The sequence below is a fragment of the Sphingobium sp. LF-16 genome, from assembly GCF_003711185.1.
Classification (GTDB): Bacteria; Pseudomonadota; Alphaproteobacteria; order Sphingomonadales; family Sphingomonadaceae; genus Sphingobium; species Sphingobium yanoikuyae_A.
In genome coordinates this window covers 101,506-124,051 of record NZ_CP029335.1, presented here as the reverse complement: position 1 = coordinate 124,051, position 22,546 = coordinate 101,506, and the positions used below count along the sequence as shown (strand labels likewise).

The window sequence follows — 22,546 nt, the reverse complement described above, 5'->3', positions numbered from 1 at the left end:
AAGTGCATAGGGACATGCCCACTCTTCGGGCCATGCCTTCCGGACATCGATATCCGCCAGTAACGGGCGGCCCGACCATGCTGCGCTGCATCATAATATTTCACGCGCGCGAAATTTTATTTCGACCAATACTTGAGACGATCCGGTGAGAGGGGCATATAGATGCCCCTAGGACAAGGAGTCGTCTGGCGGTGTTCCAGCGCCTCCTCCGTTTCGGCAACGGCGGGACATTTCCCCGCGGCTAAGAGGTAGGCGAATGACGGCGCTGGCTGATCCCAATATCAAGGAAGTCGATTCAACTGTTCGCGCGGCGCTGGAAGGCGTCCTGGCAAAGGGCGCCCTGCCCGGCGAGAGCGAGGGATTTGATCAGGCGGCGATCGCTGCCGCCGCCGCGTTCCTTGGCCGCACCGCCAATGCGCGCAAGGCCGGCCAGCCCGGTATCGCGATCGAGACGCTGGGCGAAGGCGCCACCGGCCGCTTCATGCGGATCGCGCTGATCAACGACGACATGCCCTTCCTGGTCGATTCGATCGCCACCACGCTCGCGGCGGCCGACATCAGCATCCACCGGCTGCTGCACCCCGTCCTGTCGATATCGCGCGGCGCTGATGGCACCCTGTCCGCGATCCTGGACGATGATGCGCCGGGCGCGCTGCGGGAATCGATGATCTATATCGAGGCCGACCGTGCCGACGCAAAGGCCCGCCGCGCGCTCGAAAAGGCGCTGGAAGACACGCTGGCCGACGTCCGCGTCGCCGTGCGCGACTGGCCGCGCATGCAGGAAGCCATGTCGGCCGACGCCAATGCCGTCACCGACGATGAAGGCGCCGCGCTGCTGCGCTGGTTCCTCGCGGGGCATTTCACCCAGATCGGCCATGAACTGTGCAGCCGGGTCGGCACCTCGGAAGAGCGGCTTGGCATCTGCGCGCTGCGCGACAAGCCGATGATCGCGCCGGCCTCGCGCGAGGCCGCCTTCACCTGGTTCGAGGAAGGCAAGCGCAGCCCGCTCATCATCAAGTCCAACATCCTCTCGCGCGTTCACCGTGGCGTGCTGCTGGATCTCATCATCCTGCCGGTGCGCGAGGGCAAGAGCGTCACCGGCCTGTCGATCCACGCCGGCATGTGGACCAGCGCGGCGCTCGCCGCCTCGCCGGAAAAGGTGCCGCTGCTGCGCTCGGCCCTGTCGGCGCTGATGGACAAATATGGCTTCGATCCGGCCGGCCATGCCGGCAAGACGCTGGCTCATGCGCTCACCACCCTGCCGCATGACATATTGATCGGCTTCGAGCGCGACACGCTGGAGCATCTGGCGCTGACCTTCATGTCGCTGACCGACCGGCCGCGCCCCAAGCTGGTGCTGGCCACCAGCGCGCTCGCCCGTCACCTCTATGCCTTTGTCTGGCTGCCGCGCGACGAACTGTCGACTGCGCGCCGCGTCGCGATCCAGGACATGCTGGCCAAGGCAGCGAATGGCCCGGTATTGAGCTGGTCGATCGCGCTGGAGGAAGGCGGCCTGGCGCTGCTGCGCATCACCCTCGACCTGCGCGACGGCGGCGTGGTGCCCGATGATGCCGCGCTCGATCGCCAGCTCAAGCAGATGGTGCGCGGCTGGCTGCCCGCCGTCGAGGAAGCGCTGGCCGAAAGCGAGGAAGCCGGCCGCGCCGCGGCGCTGGCCCAGCGCTTCGCCCCCGGCTTCCCGATGGCCTATCGCAACGGCGCCGGCCCGGTCGAGGCGGCGGTCGATATCCGCCTGATCCACGGCCTGTCGGGTCCGGGCGACAAGTCGATCCGCATCTATCGCAATCCGGAAGACAGCGCCGAACGGCTGCGCCTCAAGCTCTACAGCCATGACGCCATCGCCCTGTCCGAAGTCGTCCCCGCCTTCGAGAATTTCGGTTTCCGCGTGATCGACGAGATGACCACGGCGATCGACGGCGGCACACTCGGCCATGTCCAGCGTTTCGTGCTGGAACTGCCGGCCGGCGGCGATGCCCAGGCAGTGGTCGACCGCGCCGAAGTGGTGACCGAGGCGATCGCCCAGGTGATCGAAGGCGTCGCCGAAAATGACAGGTTCAACGAACTGATCGTCACCGCCGGCTTCGCGCCGCGCGCGGTGGTGCTGTTCCGCGCGCTGTTCCGCTATCTGCGCCAGACCGGCACCGCCTTTGGCATGGCGACCTTCGCCGACACGCTGCGTCGTGAACAGGGCGTCGCCCGCAATCTTGTCGCCCTGTTCGAAGCGCTGCACGATCCCGCCGCGCAGGACGGCAGCGACAAGGCGACCGCCATCCAGGCGGAGATCGACGCGGGCCTGGAACAGGTCAGCTCGATCGACGAGGATCGCGTGCTGCGCCTGATCCGCGCCGTCATCACCGCGACGCTGCGCACCAACTTCTATGCCCCGGCTGCGGCCGAGGCGCTGGCGTTCAAGATCGACAGCGCCCTCGTCCCCGGCCTGCCGGCGCCGCTGCCCTGGCGGGAAATCTGGGTCTACAGCCCGCGCGTCGAGGGCATCCATCTGCGCGCCGGCCCGGTCGCCCGTGGCGGCCTGCGCTGGTCCGACCGCCGCGACGATTTCCGCACCGAAATCCTGGGCCTGATGAAGGCGCAACGTGTCAAGAACGCTGTCATCGTGCCGACCGGCGCGAAGGGCGGCTTCTACCCCAAGCAACTGCCCAATCCGCAGGTCGACCGTGATGCCTGGTTCGCCGAAGGCACGGAAAGCTATCGCATCTTCATCCGCACCTTGCTGTCGATCACCGACAATATCGTGAAGAACAAGGTGAAGCACCCCGCCCAGGTGGTGGTGCGCGATGGCGACGATCCCTATTTCGTGGTCGCCGCCGACAAGGGCACCGCGACCTTCAGCGACGTCGCCAATGCGATCGCGCTGGAGCGGGACTTCTGGCTGGGCGACGCCTTCGCCAGCGGCGGCTCCAACGGCTATGACCACAAGGCGATGGGCATCACCGCCAAGGGCGCCTGGATCAGCGTCCAGCGTCACTTCGCCGAAATGGGCGTCGATGTGCAGAGCGAACCGGTCAAGGTCGTGGGCTGTGGCGACATGTCGGGCGACGTGTTCGGCAACGGCATGCTGCTCAGCAAGGCGATCAAGCTGGTCGCCGCCTTCGACCATCGCCATATCTTCCTCGACCCCAATCCCGATCCGGCCAAGAGCTGGGAAGAGCGCAACCGCATGTTCGCCCTGCCCCGCTCCAGCTGGGAGGATTATGACAAGGGCCTGATCTCCGAGGGCGGCGGCGTGTTCGCCCGCAGCCTCAAGAAGATCCCGCTCACCCCGCAGGTTCAGGAAATCCTGGGCGTGACCGAGAGCGAGATGGAGCCGACCGCGCTCATCTCCGCCATCCTCAAGAGCCCCAACGACCTGCTGTGGTTCGGCGGCATCGGCACCTATGTGAAGGCCGCCGCGCAGAGCCATGGCGATGTCGGCGACCCGGCCAATGACCGGCTGCGCGTCAATGCCGAACAGCTGCGCGTCAAGGTGGTGGGCGAAGGCGCGAACCTTGGCACCACGCAGGCCGGGCGCATCGCCTTCTCGCTCCATGGCGGGCGGATCAACACCGACTTCATCGACAATAGTGCCGGCGTCGACTGCTCGGATAATGAGGTCAACATCAAGATCGCGCTGAACAAGGAAATGGCGGAAGGCCGCCTGCCCTTCGACAAGCGCAATGCCCTGCTCGAAAGCATGACCGATGCGGTCGGCGCGATCGTGCTGGAGGATAACCGGCTTCAGGCGCTCGGCCTGTCGATCGCCGAAAGCGGCGGCGCGGCGGACCTTGCCTCCTATGTCCGGCTGATCGAGACGTTCGAGGAAACCGGCCGTCTCGACCGCCAGGTCGAGGGGCTGGCCGCCAATGACCAGTTGCTGCGGCGTGGTCAGGATGGCCAGGGCCTCACCCGCCCCGAACTCGCCGTGCTGCTCTCCACCGCCAAGCTGGCGCTGCAGGACGCGATCGAACATGGCGACCTTGCCACCGATCCCAGCATGGGCGCGGAACTGGCCGCCGCCTTCCCTGCCGCCATGCAGGAGAAGGAAGCCGATGCGATCGCGGCCCATGCGCTCAAGAAGGAGATCATCGCCACCAAGGTTGCGAACCGCATCGTCAACCGCCTCGGCATCATCCATCCGTTTGAACTGGCCGAGGAAGAGGGCTGCTCGCTCGCCGATCTCGCCAGCGCCTTCCTGATTGCGGAACGCCTCTACGACATCCGCACCCTGTGGGCGGATATCGACGCGGCCGACATGTCGGAAGCCGCCCGCCTGGCCCTGTTCGGCGACATCGCCAGCGGCATGCGCGCGCAGATCGCCGATATCCTGCGCAGCGTGCCGGCCGGCACCCTGCCGGACGCCGGACATGCGATCCTGGCCAAGGGCGTCGAAACGCTCGCCAACCAGGTCGATGACCTGCTCACCAGCGAAGCCCTGCGTCGCGTCACGGCCGTCACCGATCGCCTGCTCTCGCTCGGCGCGCCGGACATGCTGGCCGTGCGCACCGCCGGCCTGTTCAAGCTGGACGGCGCGGTCGGCATCGCCGCGCTCGCCGGTCGCCTGAAGATGGACGAGATCGCGCTGACCCGCGCCTTCACCCATCTGGGCGAGGCTGTCGGCATCGACTGGGTCCAGTCGGCCGCCGCCCGCATGGAACCGACCGATCCGTGGGAGCGCCTGCTCATCTCCGGCGTCGCGCGCGACATGCAGCAGGTGCGGCTCGACTTCCTGGCCCAGGGCAAGGGCAAGGATGTGTCCGACCATGTCGAGAAATGGCTGATCGAGCGCGGTGCGCGCATCCAGCAGTTCCGCGCCCTGGTGCAGCGCGCCAAGGCAGCGGCATCGCCCAATGTCGCGATGCTCGCGGAAATCGCCGGCCAGGCCCGCGGCCTGCTCGGCCGCTGAGGCCATCGCCCCTTCCCTTCACCGGGAAGGGGTTTCAGTCGCCCATGAAAAAAGGCGCCCGATCCAGTGATCGGGCGCCTTTTTCTTTTCCGTGCCTTTGATGCGATCAGCGCGGGTCGGCGGGCAGCGGCTGCACCATCAACGGCTTGGGCGCCGGTGCGGGGGCCGGTTCGGGTGCCGGCGCAGCAGCAGGCGCCGGTGCCGACTCCGCAGCAACCGGGGCCGCAGCCTCCGGCGCATCGGCTGCCGGCTTGTCCTTGCCCGGCACGCGCAGCCCCGGACCATAGACCGGCGTCACGCCCGGCGTGTAGCGACCGTGCAGCGCCTCGATCTCCGCCTTGCGCTGGTTGAGATAGAGGTCGCGATAGCTGCCATAGGGATTGTCGTCGGAACGGATCGCCTGGATGCGCTCGTCGAACGCCGCGCGCTCGCCCAGCTGGTCCAGCACCGCCATCGGGATGACGACCGTGGGCTGGGTGAAGGGCTTGCCCACCGCGAAGGGCAGGATCATCTTGTCGACCGTGTCGCCGATGATGTCGCGCAGCGTCGTCGGGCCGACCAGCGGCAGATACATGTACGGCCCCGTCCCCACGCCATAGAAGCCCAGCGTGTTCGCGAGGCCATTGGGGCGATAGGGTAGGCTGAACGGCTTGCGCTTGGCAACGTCGAACAGGCCGACAAAGCCCAGCGTCGTGTTGATCGCGAAGCGACCGGCCGTCTCGAACGCCTTGCCCGGCTTAAACTGCAGCATATAGGCCGCGAACACGACCGGCTCGCCCAGGTTCGAGAAGAAGTTGCGCAGCCCCTTGCGCACCGGACGCGGCAGACCCTTGTTATAGGCCTTGGCCACCGGCTCGATCAGCGCCTTGTCGACCGCCTGGACCGCTTCGAAAGACTGTTCGTTGATCGCGGCGAAGGGATCGCGCTTGCGCAGCCCGGTATCGCCGGTCACGACGATCGCATTGGGATCGACCGGAACCTCTTCCTTGGGCTGCTCCGCAATCGGGCTCAGCGTCGGCAGCACGACCGGCGGCGGATAGGGACTGTCGGGTGACGGCGCCTGTGCCGGCGCCGGTGCGGGCTGGAGCGGATCGGCAGGACCAGTCTGGGGCGTTTCCGCCGGCGCAGGTGCCACGGCCGCAGCCGGCACCACCGGAGTGCCGCTGTCCACGACCTCCCCCTGTCCCGCCATCAGCATCATTCCAGTGGCGGCAACCGAAAGCAGCATAAATCGTCCCTTGTCACGGCCCCGTCTGGACGACGGGCCCAACGGCCAGCAACGGCCTGGATAAGGGCCGATAAACAGACATCGCATCCCCGCGACATCGCTGTCCAAGCTGATTTCGCTAGGGGGGCGTGCCGCACCCGTCAAGTATGGTGGTCAAGCAGGAGACGGCAGGCGGAGACGCCCGTGCGGCGCTTTGGTTCCCGAACGCTTACATTTTGATACATTTTTCCTGTTGCGAGCGGTTTGCAATTGCGAGTCGTTCGCGTTATTCGGGCCACCTCATTTCCCACAGGACTCGCCGTTCTCTCGATGCACGCTCCCGCCCGCGCCCAGCCCAAGAAAAAGAAGAGCGCCAAGGCATTCTGGCTGAAGCAGCTGCATACCTGGCATTGGGTGAGTTCGGCGATCAGCCTGATCGGCCTGCTGCTCTTCGCCTTCACCGGCATCACCCTCAACCACGCCGCCGATGTCGAAGGGTCGCCCCGGACCGTCGAGAAGAGCGCCACCCTGCCCGCGCCGCTGTTGAAGCTGGTCGCGGCCGATGACGCGCCCGATGCCAAGAAGCCCCTGCCCGCCCCGATCGCCCAATGGGTCGAAAAGGAAATCGACCAGAGCGGCGCGGGCGAGGCGGAATGGTCGGCGGACGAAGTCTATCTCGCCCTGCCGCGTCCGGGCGGCGATGGCTGGGTGTCGATCGACCGGCATGACGGCAAGGTCACCAGCGAAGCGACCAGCCGCGGCTGGGTCAGCTATCTCAACGACCTGCACAAGGGCCGCAATGCCGGCACCGTGTGGAAATGGTTCATCGATATCTTCGCCGTCGCCTGCTTCCTGTTCGCGCTGACCGGCCTGCTGCTGCTCCAGTTGCACGCCGCCAAGCGGCCCAGCACCTGGCCGCTGGTCGCGATCGGGCTTGCGCTGCCGGCGCTGCTCGCCATCCTCTTCATCCACTAACGGGGGTCCATCTTTCCATGCAGATCAGTCCCAAGCTCATCCTGTCCGGCGGCGCCGCACTCGGCGTCACCGGCGCACTGGCCGCGCCGGCAGCCGCGCAGACCATGACCGTCACGGTCAATATCCCGCGCCTGTCGGTCGCCGAATATCATCGCCCCTATGTCGCCATCTGGCTGGAGAAGGAGGGCGCCGCCCCCCGCACGCTCGCGGTCTGGTATGATGTCGACAAGGCCAAGGGCGAAGGCACCAAATGGCTGCGCGACATCCGCCAGTGGTGGCGCGTGTCGGGCCGCACGATGAGCTTCCCGGCCGATGGCGTATCGGGCGCGACCCGCGCGCCGGGCGACCAGAAGATCGCCTTCACCGCCGGCAAGGGGCCGCTCGGCGCCCTGGGTCCGGGCAAATATACGCTGGTGGTGGAAGCCGCCCGTGAAGTCGGCGGCCGCGAACTGCTCCGCCTGCCCTTCACCTGGCCGGCCAAGCCCGGCGTCGCCGCCAAGGCGCAGGGCAGCAGCGAACTCGGCGCCGTCAGCGTCAGCTTCGGCAAGTAACAGGGGACAAAGACCATGAAAGCCAAATATCTGATCGCGGGCGCGCTTGCCGCCCTGATGCTCTCTGGCGCGGCCCAGGCCCACCGCCAGTGGATGCTGCCCTCCTCCACCACCCTGTCGGGCACCGACAGTTGGGTGACGGTCGACGCGGCGGTCTCCAACGACCTCTTCTATTTCGAACATTTCCCGATGCGCACCGACGGCATCGCCGTGACCGAGCCGGATGGTACCACCGGCAAGATCGAAAATGCCGCCACCGGCAAATATCGTTCGACCTTCGACGTGCATCTGACCAAGCCCGGTACCTATCGCATCGCCAATGTCTCGACCATGGTGATGGGCAGCTACACCCTGAACGGCAAGCAGGAGCGCCTGCCGCGCGGCACCACCAAGGCCAATCTGGCGCAGGCGATCCCCGCCGGCGCCACCAATGTCCAGACCGCCGAGGCGAGCAACCGCAACGAGATCTTCGTGACGCTGGGCGCGCCGACCACCACCATCTTCAAGCCGACCGGCACCGGCATCGAACTGGTCCCGGTGACCCATCCCAATGACCTGGTGTCGGGCGAGACCGCGACCTTCCAGTTCCTGCTCGACGGCAAGCCCGCCGCCGACCTCAAGGTCACCGTCATTCCCGGCGGCATCCGCTATCGCGATGCGCTGGGCCAGATGGACCTCGTCACCGACAAGGATGGCAAGCTGGCCGTCAAATGGGGCGCCCCCGGCATGTACTGGCTGAACGCCAGCACCGGTGGCGGCCGCGAAGGTGGCCCCGGCGGTCCTGGTGGTCCGGGCGCGCAGGGCGGCAAGCCGCAGGGCGCACCGCCCGCGCCGCCGGCCGGCCCGCCGCAGAAGCGCGCCTCCTACATCACCACGCTGGAAGTGCTGGCGCCCTGACCCGGCCCGCCGGCAATCCCGTCCGGATCGCGATAGCGCCCGACCTGTCGCCCGAGCAATTTGCCGGGCGCCAGCGTCAGGGCGCTATCGTCACTTTGGGCGGGCCGACCATGGGCACCACATGGTCGGCCCGCATCGTCGATCCGCCCGCCGACTGCCAGACCCATGTCGAGGCCGTGCTGGCCGCCGTCATCGGCGAGATGAGCAATTGGGAAGCCGGCTCCGACATCAGCCGCTTCAACCGCAGCCCGATCGGCCAATGGACCCGCCTGCCGCCCGCGATGATGGGCGTGCTGCGCGCGGGCCTGTCCATGGCTCGTCTGTCGAACGGCGCCTTCGACCCGGCGATCGGCGGCATCGTCGCGCGCTGGGGCTTCGGCCCGGCCCTCGCCGGCGGCAGCGCCACCGCCTCGGTCGCGCCCTGGACCTGCATCGAACTCAATGGCGACCGCGCCCGGCGCACCGCCGACGTCGCGCTCGATTTTTCCGGCATTGCCAAGGGCTATGCCGTCGACGCGGTCGCGGCCTGCCTGCGCAGCCTCGGCCTCCCCAACTTCCTGGTGGAGATTGGCGGCGAACTACGCGGCGAAGGGGTGAAACCCGATATCCAGCCCTGGTGGGTCGATGCCGAAGTGCCGCCGGGCCTCGACCTCCCGACGCTGCGGGTCGCGCTCTGCGGCCTTTCCATGGCCAGTTCGGGCGATTATCGCCGCTACCGGATGGAGGGCGATCGCCGCCTGTCGCACAGCATCGATCCCGCGACCGGCACGCCCATTGCGGAGGGCGTGGCTGCCGTCACCGTGCTCCATGCCTCGGCCATGCTGGCCGACGCCTGGGCGACCGCGATCACCGTGCTGGGCGCCGATCGCGGCATGGCCCTCGCCACCCGCCACAACCTCGCCGCCCGCCTCATCCTGCGCACCGAAACCGGCGGCCAGGAATATATGACCCCCACCCTCGCCGCCATGCTGGCCGACTGAGGCCGACTTTGGGCAAGGTGGCGCCCCAGAGGGCGGGAATGGGTGGTAAGCGGACAGGCGGCTATTGAAGAGATGACCGGCAATAGCTGCCGCTTGGCGAAGAAAAATTGTCCGGCAACAATCGCCCCCTTGCGGACATCGACGACTTGCTCTCAAACTACCCGCAAAACCGCACGGGGCTTCTATGGTGCTGTTGTTTAATACCGTCGCGACCGACACGGCGACCATCTGCATTTTTGACGTTGGCGCGATGAAGCACCGGGTCAACGATGTCGGTGATTGGTGGTCGATCCCCGCCAACGAATTGGCCGAGGTTCAAAACGGAAATGCCTTGTTCCTCAATCTTGGGACTGACGGAACCTATCAACTTGAGATTGCGGATGAGATTGACCTGAACGCGGTTAGTTTCAATTTGAATACTCCGTCAGGTCGAGTCTTCATTGGGGCTGGGGAGGAGATGTCTGGCGGCGGTTTCGAACCCGAAGGCATCTCCGGTTTTTTGTCGAAGTGCGTGAGCCCAATTATAGAGTTTTCGTCTCGCGCGACGGGCAAAGGATAAGTGTGAAGTTCGTCGCGGCCCCCGCTTCGAGAAACGAGGTCTCGCAATTGATACGGCTGTAATTGGGAACGGCAGCTATCCACCCGATTTGGTCGTTCGTCCTTCGATTTGCCATCTGAATAAGTGGCCGGTTTCAGGGAGGCGAATACAATCGCCGAACGATGAAGAATGGTCGTTAGCCGCCCTACCCACATCCGTCATGCCGGGCTTGACCCGGCATCCCACTTTTCTATGCAACAGATAAAGAAGCGGGACCCCGGCTCAAGGCCGGGGTGACGATGGCAGCTTCTGGTCGCTTCCAATCCGTCCTTAATAGACGTCGCGCTTGTAGCGGCCGGCCTCGGCCAGGTCATTGAGCATCGCCTCGCCCAGGATCGCGATCAGCGCCTCATGGACGCTCTGCGCCATGCCTTCCAGGCTGCCGCAGACCAGGATGGTCGCGCCCTGGCCGATCCGTTCGCGCAGTTCCGCGCCGGCGTCCGCCAGCAGATGCTGGACATAGCGGCCGCAATCCGCATCGCGCGAGAAGCTGCGATCCAGCCGTGCCAGCGTGCCGTCCGCCAGCCAGGTCGACAGTTCCGCATCGAAATAACGCTCATGCGCCCGGCTGCGCTCGCCGAACAGCAGCCAGTGGCCGCCCATCCCGTCATGGGCGGCGGCGCGCAGATGGGCGCGCAGCCCGGCGATGCCGGTGCCATTGCCGATCAGGATCATTGCGCCGCGCGCCACCGGATCGGTGCGGAAGCCCGGATTGGGCCGCACCCGCATCATCGTCGTCTCGCCCGGCGCCATATGCGCGGTCAGCCAGCCCGAGCCGATGCCCAGCCGCCCGTCCCCATCGCGCACCTGCCGCACGACCAGGTCCAGCACGCCATCGGCCATGATCGATGCCGCCGAATATTCGCGCGCCGGCAGCGGGCGCAGCGCCCGCGCCGCCGCCATGGTGAGCGGGGTTCCGGCTTCGGGCAGCATCGCGCGTGCCAGTTCCGCCCGCAACTCCGCCGGCACCGCGATCAAGTCGCCCTCGGGCGCCTGGCTGGCCAGCAGCGCCTCGACCGCCTCGGGCGCGTTGCAGGGGTGCAGTTCCACGATATCGCCCGCCTGCCATTCGGGCACGTCCGTGCCGACCGGCTCGAACTGCAGATGATAGGCGGTGAGCGCCGGACTGTCGGGATTGAGCGCATGGCGCGCCACCAGTCGCCACGGCGTGAACGGGATCACCATCTGGCCCCGATCGCCCTCGCCCGCGCCCAGATCATGCAGCGCATCATGCCAGGCCCGCTCTGCCGCTTCATCTTCATGCCCCATGGCGATCAGCGGGAAGAGCGGCTGCGCGCCCGCCCCCGCCATCCAGCCGTCGACCGCGATGCCGAAGGCACAGAAATCGGGATATTCCCGGTCGCCGATCGCCAGCACGCCATAATGGAGATGACCAAGATCGATCGGGCCGCCGCGCAGCAACCGGCTGGCAAAGCCGCGCGCCATATCCGGCGGCTCGCCCTCGCCATAGGTCGAAACGACGAACAGGATTCGCTGCGCCCCCGCCAGCATATCGCGGGTCAGCCGGCCGACCGGCACCACCTGTGCCCGCACCCCGCCATGGGCCAGCGCCTGCGCCGCATTGCGCGCGCGGATCTCGGCCGTCCCGGTCTGGCTGGCATAGGCGATCAGCAGGTCGCCGCCGCCCATGTCGCCGCCCGCAACCGCCGCGGCATCGCCGGCCAGCGCCCGCGCCGCCTGCTTGCGCTTGCGGCGCGACAGATAGAGCAGGAAGCCGGTCACCGTGAACAGCGGCATGGTGAGGCTGGTCAGCATCATGATGATGCGGCCGGGCAGCCCGAAAAAGGCGCCGCGGTGCAGTTCATAGACGCTCTGGGTGATGATCACGCCCAGCGGCCGGCGATCATAGAGGTCGCGCTTCTCCAGCGCATAGCTGGCCGGATCATAGCTATATTTGTCGGTCTGGCGCAGATGGCGCGCCCCTTCGGGCCGGGCGTCGAAGCTGATCGTCTTCATCGGCTGCGACGGCGCCGGCTGGGTGATGCGCACCCAGATATAGTCATTGCCGGTGGCGCGGCGGAAGGCGGTCCAGGCCGGATCGATCGACGGGCGCGGCGCGATCCCCTCGCGCTTTTCCGTCCGCCGCCCTTCTTCGCCCGGCGCCTTGCCGGTCAGGCTGTATATCACCCCCTGCCGATACCAGTCATAGCTCCACCACAGGCCAGTGAGCGCGCTCAGCAGATAGAAGAGCAACACCCAGGTGCCGATCACGACATGCAGCGCGCGCCACAGGTTGCGCCCGGTCTTGCGCAGGTCCAGCACCAGCCAGGCGCGCCAGTCCAGCGCCTGCCGCGGCCAGCGCAGATAGAGGCCGGACAAGGCGAAGAAGATCAGCGAGATCGCGCTGAAGGCGGTGATCTGCCGGCCGATGCCATTGCCGCCGCCCGGCAGCGCCAGCCAGCGATGCAGATCGTCCATCAGGTGGAAAAAGCCTTCGCCCGCCGGCGCACCCAGCCAGGCGCCGGTGGCCCGATCGACCTGCCCCTGCTTGCGGCCGCGCCCTTCGCTCGACGACAGGCGCACGCTGTGCGACCGGTCGCGCGCCATTTCCCAGTCCAGCCGCGCGATATAATAGCCCGGATGGTCGGCCTGCACCCTGGCGATCAACTGGTCGGGCGACAGGTCCGGCCCAGCCGGCACGCCGGGCGCATAGAGGCGCGGCGACAGCGCCTCGCTGATCTCATCCTCGAAGCTCATGGTCGCGCCGGTCACGCCCATCAGCGCCAGCACCAGGCCGGCGGTGATCCCCAGGAACCAGTGGATCTGGAACAATATGCGCTTGGTCACCTAGGCTCCGTTGGCTGTCATCCGAAAGCCCAGCCTATTACGCATCTGCAATATGAATGCAATTGCGACTTAGTTTCAAGCAGACCGGGTCAAGATCCGCCCTAAAGCGCGGTGTAGAGGCAGGTCGCGCCCAGGATGATACCGGGCACATTGGCGACGATGATCGGCCAGTCCTTGTCCTTGTGCAGCCAGCCATAGGCCGCCCACAGACAGGTATTGAGCACGGTCGCCAGCGGCTGGATCACCGATCCCTTGTCCCCGGCAAGGTTCATCCGGATCTGGTCCAGATAGGAACCATACATGAGGATGGCGGTGACGGTCGCGATCCAGCCGACCACCCGCAACGTCCGCTCGTCGAGATGCCGTGCCATCCTGCCCCCATGCCTGTCGTCGGCGGCACTTAGCCACCGACCGCCGCCCGCGCGCAAGACCGCAATTACCCGGAGACGCGCATGGCACCGCCGGGCATGGGGGAGCAGGCAACCTCCCCCCGATGGAGGGAGGCGCCGGGCGTCAGTCCAGGTTGGGGCGCAGATAGCGTTCGGCGGTTTCCAGGTCGATGCCACGGCGCTGGGCGTAATCTTCCAGCTGGTCGCGGCCGACGCGGGCGACGCCGAAATATTCCGCCTGCTGGTGGCCGAAATAGAAGCCGCTGACCGCTGCCGTCGGCAACATGGCAAAGCTTTCGGTCAGGGTCGCGCCGGTCGCGTGGTGCGCGTCCAGCATCTCGAACAGGATCGGCTTCAGACTATGTTCCGGGCAGGCCGGATAGCCGGGCGCCGGGCGGATGCCGCGATATTCTTCCTTGATCAGCGCCTCGTTGGTCAGCTGCTCGCCCTCGGCATAGCCCCAGAGCGCAGTGCGGACATAATGGTGCAGCCGCTCGGCGAAGGCTTCAGCGAGACGATCGGCCAAGGCCTTCAGCAGAATATCCGAATAATCGTCGATCGCATTCTTGAAGCGAGCCAGATGCGGCTCGATGCCATGGATCGACACGGCAAAGCCGCCCATCCAGTCGCCATCATGACTGATGAAGTCGGCCAAGCACATGTTCGCCCGGCCTTCGCGCTTGGCGATCTGCTGGCGCAGCATCGGCAGGGTATAGTGCTTCTCGTCCTCGACATGAACGATGACGTCGTCGCCCTGACGACGGCAGGGCCACAAGCCGGCGACGCCGCGCGCGGTCAGCCACTTCTCGTCGATGATCTTGCCCAGCATCTTCTGCGCGTCGGCGAACAGGCTGCGGGCGCTTTCGCCGACAATCTCGTCCTCCAGGATGGCGGGATAATTGCCGGCCAGTTCCCAGGCGCGGAAGAAGGGGGTCCAGTCGATATAGTTGACCAGATCCTTCAGATCCCAGTCGGGGAAGCGGTGGGTGCCGGGCAGCAGCGGGCGCGGCGCCTTCAGGCTCTCGTCCATTTCGAAGGCGTTGGCGCGGGCGTCCTCAAGCGACAGGAGCTGGCTCTGCCCCTTGTTCGCGCGGGCGACGCGGACATGCTCATAATCATCCTTGGTCTTCTGGACGAAATCGGCCTTTTGCGTTTCGGAGACGAGCGCCGTCGCCACGCCCACCGCACGGCTGGCGTCGAGCACATGGACGACCGGGCCGGTGAAGGCGGGGTCGATGCGCAGCGCAGTGTGGACGCGCGAGGTGGTCGCGCCGCCGATCAGCAGCGGCATGGTCATGTTGGCGCGCTGCATTTCGGCCGCCACCGTCACCATCTCGTCGAGCGAAGGGGTGATGAGGCCGGACAAGCCGATCATGTCGGCGTCATTCTCGTTCGCTGCCTTGATGATGTCCTGCCAGGGCACCATCACGCCCATGTCGATCACCTCGAAGCCGTTGCACTGGAGCACGACGCCGACGATATTCTTGCCGATATCATGGACGTCGCCCTTGACGGTCGCCATGATGATCTTGCCCTTGCCCTTGGCGCCGGGTTCCTTGGCCGCCTCGATATAGGGCAGCAGATGGGCCACCGCCTTCTTCATGACGCGGGCGGACTTCACCACCTGGGGAAGGAACATCTTGCCCGCGCCGAACAGGTCGCCGACGACGTTCATGCCGTCCATCAGCGGGCCTTCGATCACCTGGATCGGCTTTTCGGCGGCGAGGCGGCATTCCTCGGTGTCTTCCACCACATACATGTCGATGCCCTTGACCAGCGCATGTTCGAGGCGCTTGGCGACCGGCCAGCCGCGCCATTCCTGCGCGGCCTTTTCCGATGCGGCATCCTTGCCCTTGAAGGATTCGGCGAGCGCGACGAGGCGATCGCCGGCTTCGGGATCGCTGTTCAGCAGCACATCCTCGCACGCCTGGCGCAGCGCCGGGTCGATCGCGTCATAGACGTCCAGCTGCCCCGCATTGACGATCGCCATGTCGAGGCCGGCGGGGATGGCGTGATAGAGGAAGACCGAGTGCATCGCCCGGCGCACCGGTTCGTTACCGCGGAAGGAGAAGGAGAAGTTCGACAGGCCGCCAGAGATATGGACGTGCGGGCAGCGCTTCTTGATCTCGCGGCAGGCTTCGATGAAGTCGACGCCGTAGTTGTTATGCTCCTCGATTCCCGTCGCGACGGCGAAGATATTGGGATCGAAGATGATGTCTTCGGGCGGGAAGCCGATCGTCATCAGTAGCTTGTAGGCGCGCTCGCAAATCTCGACCTTGCGGGCCTGGGTGTCGGCCTGGCCGGTCTCGTCGAAGGCCATGACCACCACGGCCGCGCCATAGGCCATGCAGAGACGGGCGTGATGCAGAAAGGCCTCTTCACCTTCCTTCATGCTGATCGAGTTGACCACCGGCTTGCCGGAAACGCATTTCAGACCCGCTTCGATGACTTCCCATTTGGAACTGTCGATCATCACCGGCACGCGGCTGATGTCCGGTTCCGACGTCATGAGCTTGAGGAAAGTGGTCATTGCCTCGACCGCGTCGAGCAGGCCCTCGTCCATGTTCACATCGACGATCTGCGCGCCATTTTCGACCTGCTCGCGGGCGATGTCGATCGCCGCGGCATAGTCGCCGGCCATGATCAGCTTCTTGAACTTGGCGGAGCCGGTGACGTTGGTGCGCTCGCCGATATTGACGAAGGTGGCGGTGGAGGTCTGCGTGGTCATTCTATCAATCCGTTCGCTTCGAGCCTGTCGAGAAGCGTTGCGCGCCCGGTTCTCGACAAGCTCGAACCGAACGGAGGGTGGTTTTACGCCGCGATATGCATCGGTTCGAGACCCGCGAGGCGCGTCACGACCTGCAGTTCGGGCACCTGGCGCGGCTTGTGGCCGTCCAGCGCCTTCGCCACCGCGCCGATATGGGCGGGCGTGGTGCCACAGCAGCCGCCGACCATGTTGACCAGCCCTTCGTCCACCCACTGACGGATCAGCTTCGCGGTGGTTTCCGGCAGCTCGTCATATTGGCCCAGTTCATTGGGCAGGCCGGCATTGGGATAGGCCAGGATCAGCGTGTCGGCATTCTTCGACAATTCGGCCAGATAGGGCCGCAGCAGGTCCGCACCGAAGGCGCAGTTCACGCCGATGGTCAGCGGCTTCAGGTGCCGCAGCGAATACCAGAAGGCGTTGATCGTGTGCCCCGAGAGATTCCGGCCCGACATGTCGGTGATGGTGAAGCTCAGCATCACCGGCACCGAGCGACCTGCCGCTTCCTCCGCCTCGCGCGCGGCCATGCCGGCGGCCTTGGCGTTGAGTGTATCGAAGCAGGTTTCGATCAGCAGGAAGTCGACGCCGCCGGCGATCAGCGCGTCGCACTGTTCGCGATAATCGGCCTTGAGCGTATCATAATCGACCTCGCGATAGGCGGGATCGTTGACGTCGGGCGAGATGCTGAGCGTCTTGTTGGTCGGGCCGATCGAGCCGCAGACGAAGCGGGGCTTGCCGTCCTTGGCCGTCGCCTTCTCGCAGGCAGCACGGGCGATCTTGGCGGCGGCAACATTGATGTCCCACACCAGATGTTCGCAGCCATAATCGGCCATCGCGATCTTGGTGGAGGAGAAGGTGTTGGTCTCGATCATGTCGGCGCCATTGTCGAGATAGGCGGTATGAATGCCCTCAACGATGTCCGGCCGGGTCAGGCAGAGCAGGTCATTATTGCCCTTCTGGTCCTTGGCCAGGTCCAGAGACCCACGATAATCGGCTTCGGTCAGGCCGTGCTTCTGGATCGACGTGCCATAGCCACCGTCGAAGATCAGGATCTTTTCCGCCGCCAGGGCGCGCAATTTCTGTTCAGCGTTCATCGTCATATCCCCTCGTCCCGTTCGGTTCGAGCTTGTCGAGAACCCTCGCGCAACCGGTTCTCGACAAGCTCGAACCGAACGGAGGGGATGGTTTCAAATCAGGCGTCCACCGTCACCTGCGGGCGCAGGCCCAGCAGGTGGCAGATCGCATAGCTTAGTTCCGCCCGGTTGAGCGTATAGAAATGAAAGTCGCGCACGCCGCCCATATAGAGATTGCGGCACAGTTCCGCCGCCAGCGTGGCGGAGACGAGCTGGCGCGCGGCGGGATGCTGGTCCAGCCCGTCGAACAGGCGGCCCATCCAGGCGGGGACATCGGTGTTGCACATCGCCGACATGCGCTGGACCGCGGCGAAATTGCTGACCGGCATGATGCCGGGAATGACGTCCGCATCGATGCCGGCGGCGGCGACCGTGTCTCGGAAGCGGAAGAAGGTGTCCGCCTCGAAGAAGAATTGGGTGATCGCGCGGGTCGCGCCGGCATCGATCTTGCGCTTCAAATTGTCGATGTCGCTCTGCGCGCTCAGCGCATCGGGATGGGTTTCGGGATAGGCAGCGACCGAAATCTCGAAATCATGGCGCTTGCGCAGCCCCTCGACCAGTTCGGCCGCGCCCTTGTACCCATCGGGGTGCGGCTGGAAGGCGGTGCCGGCCTCCGGCGGATCGCCGCGCAGCGCGACGATATGGCGCACGCCCGCTTCCCAATAGGCGTCGGCCACTTCGTCGATCTCGGCCTTGCTGGCGGCGACGCAGGTCAGATGCGCGGCGGCGGCCAGCGGCGTTTCCTTGGCGATGCGCGCGACCGTATTATGGGTACGCTCGCGGGTGGAGCCGCCCGCGCCATAGGTCACCGACACGAACTTTGGCGCCAGCGGCGTCAGCGTCTCGATCGCCGACCAGAGCTGCTCCTCCATCTTCTCCGTCTTGGGCGGGAAGAATTCGAAGCTCACATTGAGGTCGCCGGCCAGATCCGCATAGAGCGGCCCTTCGGCATCATGGCGGGCGCGGTCAGTCTGGGTCATGCGGAAATCCGTTCTTCGATGGGCAGGATGTCGGCGCCGCGCTGGCGCCCGAGCCACAATTGTACCGTCAGTTCCTGGCCGGGCAGCATGTCCACCCGCTCCAGCTCCAGGCCCGCCTGCGCGAACCAGCCTTCGATCTGCATGTCGGAAAAGCCCAGCCGCGCATGCTGGTCGCGGGTGCGCAGCTCCTCGCGTTCATGGGCGGCGAAATCGACGATCAGCACCCGGCCGCCGGGGCGCAGCACCTGCGCCGCCTGCGCGATCACCTGCTCGGGCGCCTGGGCATAATGCAGCACCTGATGCAGCAGCACCGTGTCGACGCTGGCGGGGTCGATCGGCAGCGCGCTAAAATCGCCGAGCAGCAGCGCATATTTGTCGCCGGCATCCTCGGGCAGCTTGGCGCGGGCCAGCCGCAACATATCGGGGCTGCGATCAAGCGCCGTCACCTGAGCGGCGGCAGGGCCGAACAATTCGATCATCCGCCCGGTGCCGGTGCCAATGTCGAGCAGATGGCCGATCGCCTGCCCGTCCAGCATCGCGCGCATCGCCGCTTCCACATCCGCCTCGGCGACATGAAGCGAACGGATCGCATCCCATTCCTCGGCATGTTCGGCGAAATAGGCTTCGGCGGCGCGCGCACGCTCGGCCCGCACGGCGGCAAGGCGCGCGAGATCCGCGCTCTGCCATGCGGCTTCGGCGGCCGACGGCTGCAACTGGTCGAACAGGGTGATGAAGGGTTGGACCGACGCCTTCTGGCCCAGCCGCAGGAAGACCCAATTGCCCTCCTTGCGCCGTTCGACCAGGCCGGATTCCACCAGGATGCGGATATGGCGCGACACGCGCGGCTGGCTCTGGTCGACCACCTGCGCCACTTCGCCCACGGCCAGTTCCATCGCCCGCAGCAGGTGGACGATGCGCAGCCGCGTCGGGTCTCCAAGAGACCGGAAAATGTCGAGGGCGCCACTCATGAAGCAATCATATAAAGAAATCTTTATATGCGTCAATGGCCGTCCATTGCGGGCACTTCCGACAAAAACCGCGCCTTATCAGGCCCTCCCGCTCAGGAATGGGATTGCCTTGCTTCGCCCAAAGCATTACGAATCAGCGCGCAGGCGCAATGGGGGGTGAGCTTTTCTCCGAGAGTGGTCTGCATCTTTTTTTTCTCTGAGAGGGGTTTGCCCATGTCCAAGTCGATTGCTCTTTCGCTCGTTCTCGCCGCTTCGCTGGGTCTGGCTGCTTGCGGTGGCCACACCGCCGAAAACGCTGCCAACAACGCCGCCAACGCTGCTGAGAACGCTTCGAACGCTGCCGACAACGCCATGAACGCCGCGATGAACGCTGCCGACAACGCTGCGAACGCCGCTTCGAACGCGACCAACAACGTCGCCAACGCGATGTAATTTCCCTTTCGGGAAGAGTTTCTTGGGAAAGGGCCGCACCGGAAACGGGAGCGGCCCTTTTCTTATGCGCGAAAGGATCGGCGAGTGACCAAGCGACCTGCCCTGCTGCTCCTGCTGGCGCTGGGCGCCTGCAATTCCGGCCAGGATGATGGCGTCGGTGGCGTCAGCACGGCCGAAGCCAGCGCGCTCAATGCCGCCGCGGCGCAGTTGGATGCGCGCGCCGGTGCAGCATCACCGCAGGAGGCCGGGCTCAACCCCGCTGCCTTCGTGGCTGCCCGCGCCGACCGGCGACAGGCCGGGGGCAACGCCGCCCGATAGCAAAAAGGCCGCCCCCTTAACGGGGACGGCCCTTCAAAGTCACCAGATGGGGTGACGCTCAGCAGTTGCGATCGATCGCGCGGCCAGCCAGCGCACCGACGCCCGCGCCGATGATGGCGCCCGTGGTGCCGTCGCCCCGGCCATAGCGGCCGCTGCCCCGACCAACCTCGTTACCGAGCAGGCCACCGGCGATCGCACCGATGATGGTGCCGCCCGTGCCATTGTCCCGGCAGCGATAGCCGCCACGATAACCGCGATAATCATTGCGGTAATAATTGCCGCGATAACCGCCGCGATAGCCACGGTCGCCGCGATAATAGTCGCCCCGATAACCGCGATAGCCACGGTCACCGCGATAGCCGCGATCACCCCGGTAATAGTCGCCGCGTTCATAGCCGCGGCCCCAGCCATCGCGCGCCATGGCGGGCGTCGCGGTGACGGCGAGGGAGGCAGCGCCCATGGCGAGCGCAGCACCCAGATTGATCAGATACTTCATCTTCATGGCGTTGCTCCTCAGATTGCCATTTCCGCGGTGAACCGGACGAGCCGATCACCAGGATTGATGCCCTTATGACTGATTCGCGTTGAGTGGAGCCTGAATGGCGGTGACAGCCACCGTTCAGCTGCCAACGCTTCGCCACTCCCCTGCTGCGTCCCGCCGACATTTCCCCTATGGCAGAGCGCGATGCGTCGAATCCTGATCGTTCTCGCTCTTGCGATCCTGCTGCTGCCTGCTCCGCCGTCCACCAAGCCCGCCGCCGTGCGACCGGGCACCTTGCTGGTGACGGCGCGCGCCGTGCCGCTCGACAGCAGCGATCCCGATCGCCGCCGGGTCGGCACACTCACCTATCTGGGCGGCTGGCAGCTTGGCAGCGACAATCCGGGCTTTGGCAGCATATCCTCGCTGCTGGTCGACGGGCCGGGCCAGATATTGGCGCTGAGCGATGCCGGCGTGCTGATGGGCTTCCATGTCGGCCCCGGCCGCCCCAGCCGCCGGCCCTTCATCGCGCCGCTGCCGGTGCGGGCGCAGGATAGGGAGCGGCCCTGGTGGTCCTGGGATTCGGAATCCATGACCCATGATCCGGCCAGCGATCGTTATTGGGTCGGGTTCGAGCTGCTCCAGGCGATCTGCCGCTATTCGCCCGGCTTCGCGCGGGTGGAGGCGTGCCGGACCTGGCCCGAAATCGTCGCCTGGCCCAAGACCGGATCGATCGAATCCTTCACCCGCTTGCCCGATGGCCGCTTCATCGCGATCGGCGAGATGGGCATGACCGCCGACGGCCATCATGACACATTGCTCTGGTCGGGCGATCCGGCCGAACATGACACGGCCGATCCGATCCATCTCCATTATGTCGCGCCGCAGGGCTATCGTCCGACCGACATGGTCGCGCTGGACGATCGCCATCTGCTGGTGCTGAACCGGCGCCTGACCCTGCAGGAACTGTTCACCGCGACGATCGCGATGATCGAGCTGCCTGAGAATCCCGCACAGAACACGGAACTGCGCGCCCGGACGCTGGCGCGGCTGGCGCCACCGCTGCTGGCCGACAATTTCGAAGGACTGGCGCTCAGCCGGGAACAGGGCCGGACGATCCTGTGGATCGCCTCCGACGACAATCACGAATTCTTCCAGCGCACCTTGCTGCTGAAATTCCGATTGGATTGATCAGGGTCGCGGCGCAACACCAGCCCGCCCCCCCCCCACCCGGCCTCCCATTCCAGGATATGCTGTTGGGAGGCCGGGTGGGGGTGCGGGCTGGTGCGGCGCATTCCCTGCTCAGCAGGGAATATCAGAAAACGCAAAAAAGCGGCCTGTTGCCAGGCCGCTTCTTATGCCGAAACGAATCGAAGCGAATCAGGCGGCTGCGGCAGCCTGCTTCTTAACGATGTCGCGCTTCAGGCGACGGGCCTTCAGCGACAGCTTGTCGTCGCTGGTCTTGACCAGCCAGTTGTCGAGGCCGCCATTATGCTCGACCGAGCGCAGACCATGGGTCGACACGCGCAGCTTGACGGTGGTTTCCAGCGTTTCGGAGATCAGCGACACGTTCTGCAGGTTCGGCAGGAACACGCGCTTGGTCTTGTTGTTGGCGTGGGAAACATTGTGACCCACCTGGCGACCCTTACCGGTCAGCTCGCAAATGCGCGACATAGTCAATCAACCTTTGAAATTCGGGTTCGTTCGGAAAGCGGCGCCGATAGCGGGATTCCCGCTCGCCGTCAACCTTCCGCTCGGTTCGTGGCACTATCGCAACCATTTCACCGGGCCCCGCGTTCATCCCCCCGTTCAATAGAGGAGAGTGCCATGCGTTTCATCGGCGGATTGCTGCTGATCGCGCTTATCGTCATCGGCGCCGGGATAGCAACCGGATTCATCGACCTGCAGAAGACTCAGGAAGGTCGCCTGCCCGAAGTGCAGGTAAAACAGGGCGCCCTGCCCAAATATGAGGCGAGCGTCGCCAAGGTCGAAGTGGGCAGCCGCAACGAAACGGTCGAGGTTCCGACCGTCGACGTGAAGAAGCCCTGAGTCGATTCGCGGGTTTTTGATGCGCCTCCCGGCGCATGGACGGCACCAGCCCGCACCCCCACCCGGCCGCCCAACAGCCTATCCTGGAATGGGAGGCCGGG

At 65.7% G+C, this 22,546-nt stretch carries 19 protein-coding genes; 10 read left to right on the top strand and 9 right to left on the bottom strand.

Going from position 1 to position 22,546, the window contains the following annotated elements:
* Positions 1-256 precede the first annotated feature (256 nt).
* Complete coding sequence (locus tag DIZ22_RS00620) at positions 257-4,918, top strand: NAD-glutamate dehydrogenase domain-containing protein (protein WP_048938351.1); 4,662 nt, start codon at positions 257-259, stop codon at positions 4,916-4,918.
* Between the two features lie 106 nt (positions 4,919-5,024).
* Here the strand turns inward: DIZ22_RS00620 and DIZ22_RS00615 are convergent, their stop codons facing one another.
* Complete coding sequence (locus DIZ22_RS00615; RefSeq protein WP_048938352.1) at positions 5,025-6,146, bottom strand: VacJ family lipoprotein; 1,122 nt, start codon at positions 6,144-6,146, stop codon at positions 5,025-5,027.
* A 309-nt stretch (positions 6,147-6,455) separates the two neighbouring features.
* Between DIZ22_RS00615 and DIZ22_RS00610 the strand changes: the two genes are divergently transcribed.
* The 5 genes from DIZ22_RS00610 (at position 6,456) to DIZ22_RS00590 (ending at position 10,087) form a co-directional block, all read left to right on the top strand.
* Positions 6,456-7,100, top strand: a complete 645-nt coding sequence (locus tag DIZ22_RS00610; RefSeq protein WP_048938353.1) for a PepSY-associated TM helix domain-containing protein — start codon at positions 6,456-6,458, stop codon at positions 7,098-7,100.
* Positions 7,101-7,117: 17 nt separating this feature from the next.
* A complete protein-coding gene (locus tag DIZ22_RS00605) occupies positions 7,118-7,651 on the top strand; it encodes a DUF2271 domain-containing protein (RefSeq protein WP_048938354.1) in 534 nt (177 codons plus the stop codon).
* 15 nt (positions 7,652-7,666) lie between these two features.
* Complete coding sequence (locus DIZ22_RS00600; protein ID WP_048938355.1) at positions 7,667-8,548, top strand: DUF4198 domain-containing protein; 882 nt, start codon at positions 7,667-7,669, stop codon at positions 8,546-8,548.
* 110 nt (positions 8,549-8,658) lie between these two features.
* Positions 8,659-9,528: an FAD:protein FMN transferase gene (locus DIZ22_RS00595; protein ID WP_048938356.1), complete on the top strand. Its 870-nt coding sequence runs from the start codon at positions 8,659-8,661 to the stop codon at positions 9,526-9,528.
* Between the two features lie 184 nt (positions 9,529-9,712).
* A complete protein-coding gene (locus DIZ22_RS00590; protein ID WP_206364612.1) occupies positions 9,713-10,087 on the top strand; it encodes a DUF6386 family protein in 375 nt (124 codons plus the stop codon).
* 309 nt (positions 10,088-10,396) lie between these two features.
* Here DIZ22_RS00590 and DIZ22_RS00585 read toward each other — a convergent pair whose 3' ends face one another.
* From DIZ22_RS00585 to DIZ22_RS00560, 6 genes are all read right to left on the bottom strand, one after another.
* Complete coding sequence (locus tag DIZ22_RS00585; RefSeq protein ID WP_048938357.1) at positions 10,397-12,934, bottom strand: sulfite reductase flavoprotein subunit alpha; 2,538 nt, start codon at positions 12,932-12,934, stop codon at positions 10,397-10,399.
* 101 nt (positions 12,935-13,035) lie between these two features.
* A complete protein-coding gene (locus tag DIZ22_RS00580; RefSeq protein ID WP_004210495.1) occupies positions 13,036-13,305 on the bottom strand; it encodes a SemiSWEET family transporter in 270 nt (89 codons plus the stop codon).
* 142 nt (positions 13,306-13,447) lie between these two features.
* Positions 13,448-16,051 (bottom strand): methionine synthase, encoded by a 2,604-nt coding sequence (metH, locus tag DIZ22_RS00575; protein WP_122927855.1) that lies wholly within the window; start codon positions 16,049-16,051, stop codon positions 13,448-13,450.
* An 83-nt stretch (positions 16,052-16,134) separates the two neighbouring features.
* Positions 16,135-17,181 carry a homocysteine S-methyltransferase family protein gene (locus tag DIZ22_RS00570; RefSeq protein WP_048938359.1) on the bottom strand — a complete coding sequence of 349 codons (1,047 nt, stop codon included), beginning with the start codon at positions 17,179-17,181 and terminating at the stop codon, positions 16,135-16,137.
* 98 nt (positions 17,182-17,279) lie between these two features.
* Complete coding sequence (metF, locus tag DIZ22_RS00565) at positions 17,280-18,200, bottom strand: methylenetetrahydrofolate reductase (protein ID WP_037516237.1); 921 nt, start codon at positions 18,198-18,200, stop codon at positions 17,280-17,282.
* Complete coding sequence (locus DIZ22_RS00560) at positions 18,197-19,168, bottom strand: metalloregulator ArsR/SmtB family transcription factor (protein WP_048938360.1); 972 nt, start codon at positions 19,166-19,168, stop codon at positions 18,197-18,199. The genes metF and DIZ22_RS00560 overlap by 4 nt, the downstream gene beginning before the upstream one ends.
* Positions 19,169-19,381: 213 nt before the next feature.
* Between DIZ22_RS00560 and DIZ22_RS00555 the strand changes: the two genes are divergently transcribed.
* Both DIZ22_RS00555 and DIZ22_RS00550 read left to right on the top strand, forming a co-directional pair.
* Positions 19,382-19,600 (top strand): hypothetical protein, encoded by a 219-nt coding sequence (locus DIZ22_RS00555; protein WP_004210488.1) that lies wholly within the window; start codon positions 19,382-19,384, stop codon positions 19,598-19,600.
* A gap of 84 nt (positions 19,601-19,684) precedes the next feature.
* Positions 19,685-19,918, top strand: coding sequence for a hypothetical protein (locus tag DIZ22_RS00550; protein WP_122927854.1), 234 nt, complete (start codon positions 19,685-19,687; stop codon positions 19,916-19,918).
* 58 nt (positions 19,919-19,976) lie between these two features.
* On the opposite strand, the gene DIZ22_RS00545 is transcribed toward DIZ22_RS00550, so the two are convergent.
* On the bottom strand, positions 19,977-20,420 hold the full coding sequence (locus DIZ22_RS00545; protein ID WP_010336747.1) for a glycine zipper 2TM domain-containing protein: 444 nt from the start codon (positions 20,418-20,420) through the stop codon (positions 19,977-19,979).
* Between the two features lie 183 nt (positions 20,421-20,603).
* On the opposite strand from DIZ22_RS00545, the gene DIZ22_RS00540 reads away from it, so the two are divergent.
* On the top strand, positions 20,604-21,587 hold the full coding sequence (locus DIZ22_RS00540; RefSeq protein WP_048938362.1) for an esterase-like activity of phytase family protein: 984 nt from the start codon (positions 20,604-20,606) through the stop codon (positions 21,585-21,587).
* A gap of 189 nt (positions 21,588-21,776) precedes the next feature.
* Here the strand turns inward: DIZ22_RS00540 and rpmB are convergent, their stop codons facing one another.
* The gene (gene rpmB, locus DIZ22_RS00535) at positions 21,777-22,070 is read right to left on the bottom strand and encodes a 50S ribosomal protein L28 (protein ID WP_004210484.1); all 294 of its coding nucleotides are present in this window, start codon (positions 22,068-22,070) and stop codon (positions 21,777-21,779) included.
* A gap of 153 nt (positions 22,071-22,223) precedes the next feature.
* Here rpmB and DIZ22_RS00530 point away from each other — a divergent pair, with 153 nt between their 5' ends.
* Positions 22,224-22,445, top strand: coding sequence for a hypothetical protein (locus DIZ22_RS00530; protein WP_048938363.1), 222 nt, complete (start codon positions 22,224-22,226; stop codon positions 22,443-22,445).
* Positions 22,446-22,546 lie beyond the last annotated feature (101 nt).

What these genes read in the sequence shown, in the direction of transcription:
- DIZ22_RS00610 (WP_048938353.1), top strand. Translation starts at nt 6,456, where the DNA reads ATGCACGCTCCCGCCCGCGCCCAGCCCAAGAAAAAGAAGAGCGCCAAG.
- metF (WP_037516237.1), bottom strand. Translation starts at nt 18,200, where the DNA reads ATGACCCAGACTGACCGCGCCCGCCATGATGCCGAAGGGCCGCTCTAT.
- DIZ22_RS00605 (WP_048938354.1), top strand. Translation starts at nt 7,118, where the DNA reads ATGCAGATCAGTCCCAAGCTCATCCTGTCCGGCGGCGCCGCACTCGGC.
- DIZ22_RS00530 (WP_048938363.1), top strand. Translation starts at nt 22,224, where the DNA reads ATGCGTTTCATCGGCGGATTGCTGCTGATCGCGCTTATCGTCATCGGC.
- metH (WP_122927855.1), bottom strand. Translation starts at nt 16,051, where the DNA reads ATGACCACGCAGACCTCCACCGCCACCTTCGTCAATATCGGCGAGCGC.
- DIZ22_RS00600 (WP_048938355.1), top strand. Translation starts at nt 7,667, where the DNA reads ATGAAAGCCAAATATCTGATCGCGGGCGCGCTTGCCGCCCTGATGCTC.
- DIZ22_RS00560 (WP_048938360.1), bottom strand. Translation starts at nt 19,168, where the DNA reads ATGAGTGGCGCCCTCGACATTTTCCGGTCTCTTGGAGACCCGACGCGG.
- DIZ22_RS00570 (WP_048938359.1), bottom strand. Translation starts at nt 17,181, where the DNA reads ATGAACGCTGAACAGAAATTGCGCGCCCTGGCGGCGGAAAAGATCCTG.
- DIZ22_RS00545 (WP_010336747.1), bottom strand. Translation starts at nt 20,420, where the DNA reads ATGAAGATGAAGTATCTGATCAATCTGGGTGCTGCGCTCGCCATGGGC.
- DIZ22_RS00555 (WP_004210488.1), top strand. Translation starts at nt 19,382, where the DNA reads ATGTCCAAGTCGATTGCTCTTTCGCTCGTTCTCGCCGCTTCGCTGGGT.
- DIZ22_RS00540 (WP_048938362.1), top strand. Translation starts at nt 20,604, where the DNA reads ATGCGTCGAATCCTGATCGTTCTCGCTCTTGCGATCCTGCTGCTGCCT.
- DIZ22_RS00595 (WP_048938356.1), top strand. Translation starts at nt 8,659, where the DNA reads ATGGGCACCACATGGTCGGCCCGCATCGTCGATCCGCCCGCCGACTGC.
- rpmB (WP_004210484.1), bottom strand. Translation starts at nt 22,070, where the DNA reads ATGTCGCGCATTTGCGAGCTGACCGGTAAGGGTCGCCAGGTGGGTCAC.
- DIZ22_RS00580 (WP_004210495.1), bottom strand. Translation starts at nt 13,305, where the DNA reads ATGGCACGGCATCTCGACGAGCGGACGTTGCGGGTGGTCGGCTGGATC.
- DIZ22_RS00590 (WP_206364612.1), top strand. Translation starts at nt 9,713, where the DNA reads ATGGTGCTGTTGTTTAATACCGTCGCGACCGACACGGCGACCATCTGC.
- DIZ22_RS00615 (WP_048938352.1), bottom strand. Translation starts at nt 6,146, where the DNA reads ATGCTGCTTTCGGTTGCCGCCACTGGAATGATGCTGATGGCGGGACAG.
- DIZ22_RS00620 (WP_048938351.1), top strand. Translation starts at nt 257, where the DNA reads ATGACGGCGCTGGCTGATCCCAATATCAAGGAAGTCGATTCAACTGTT.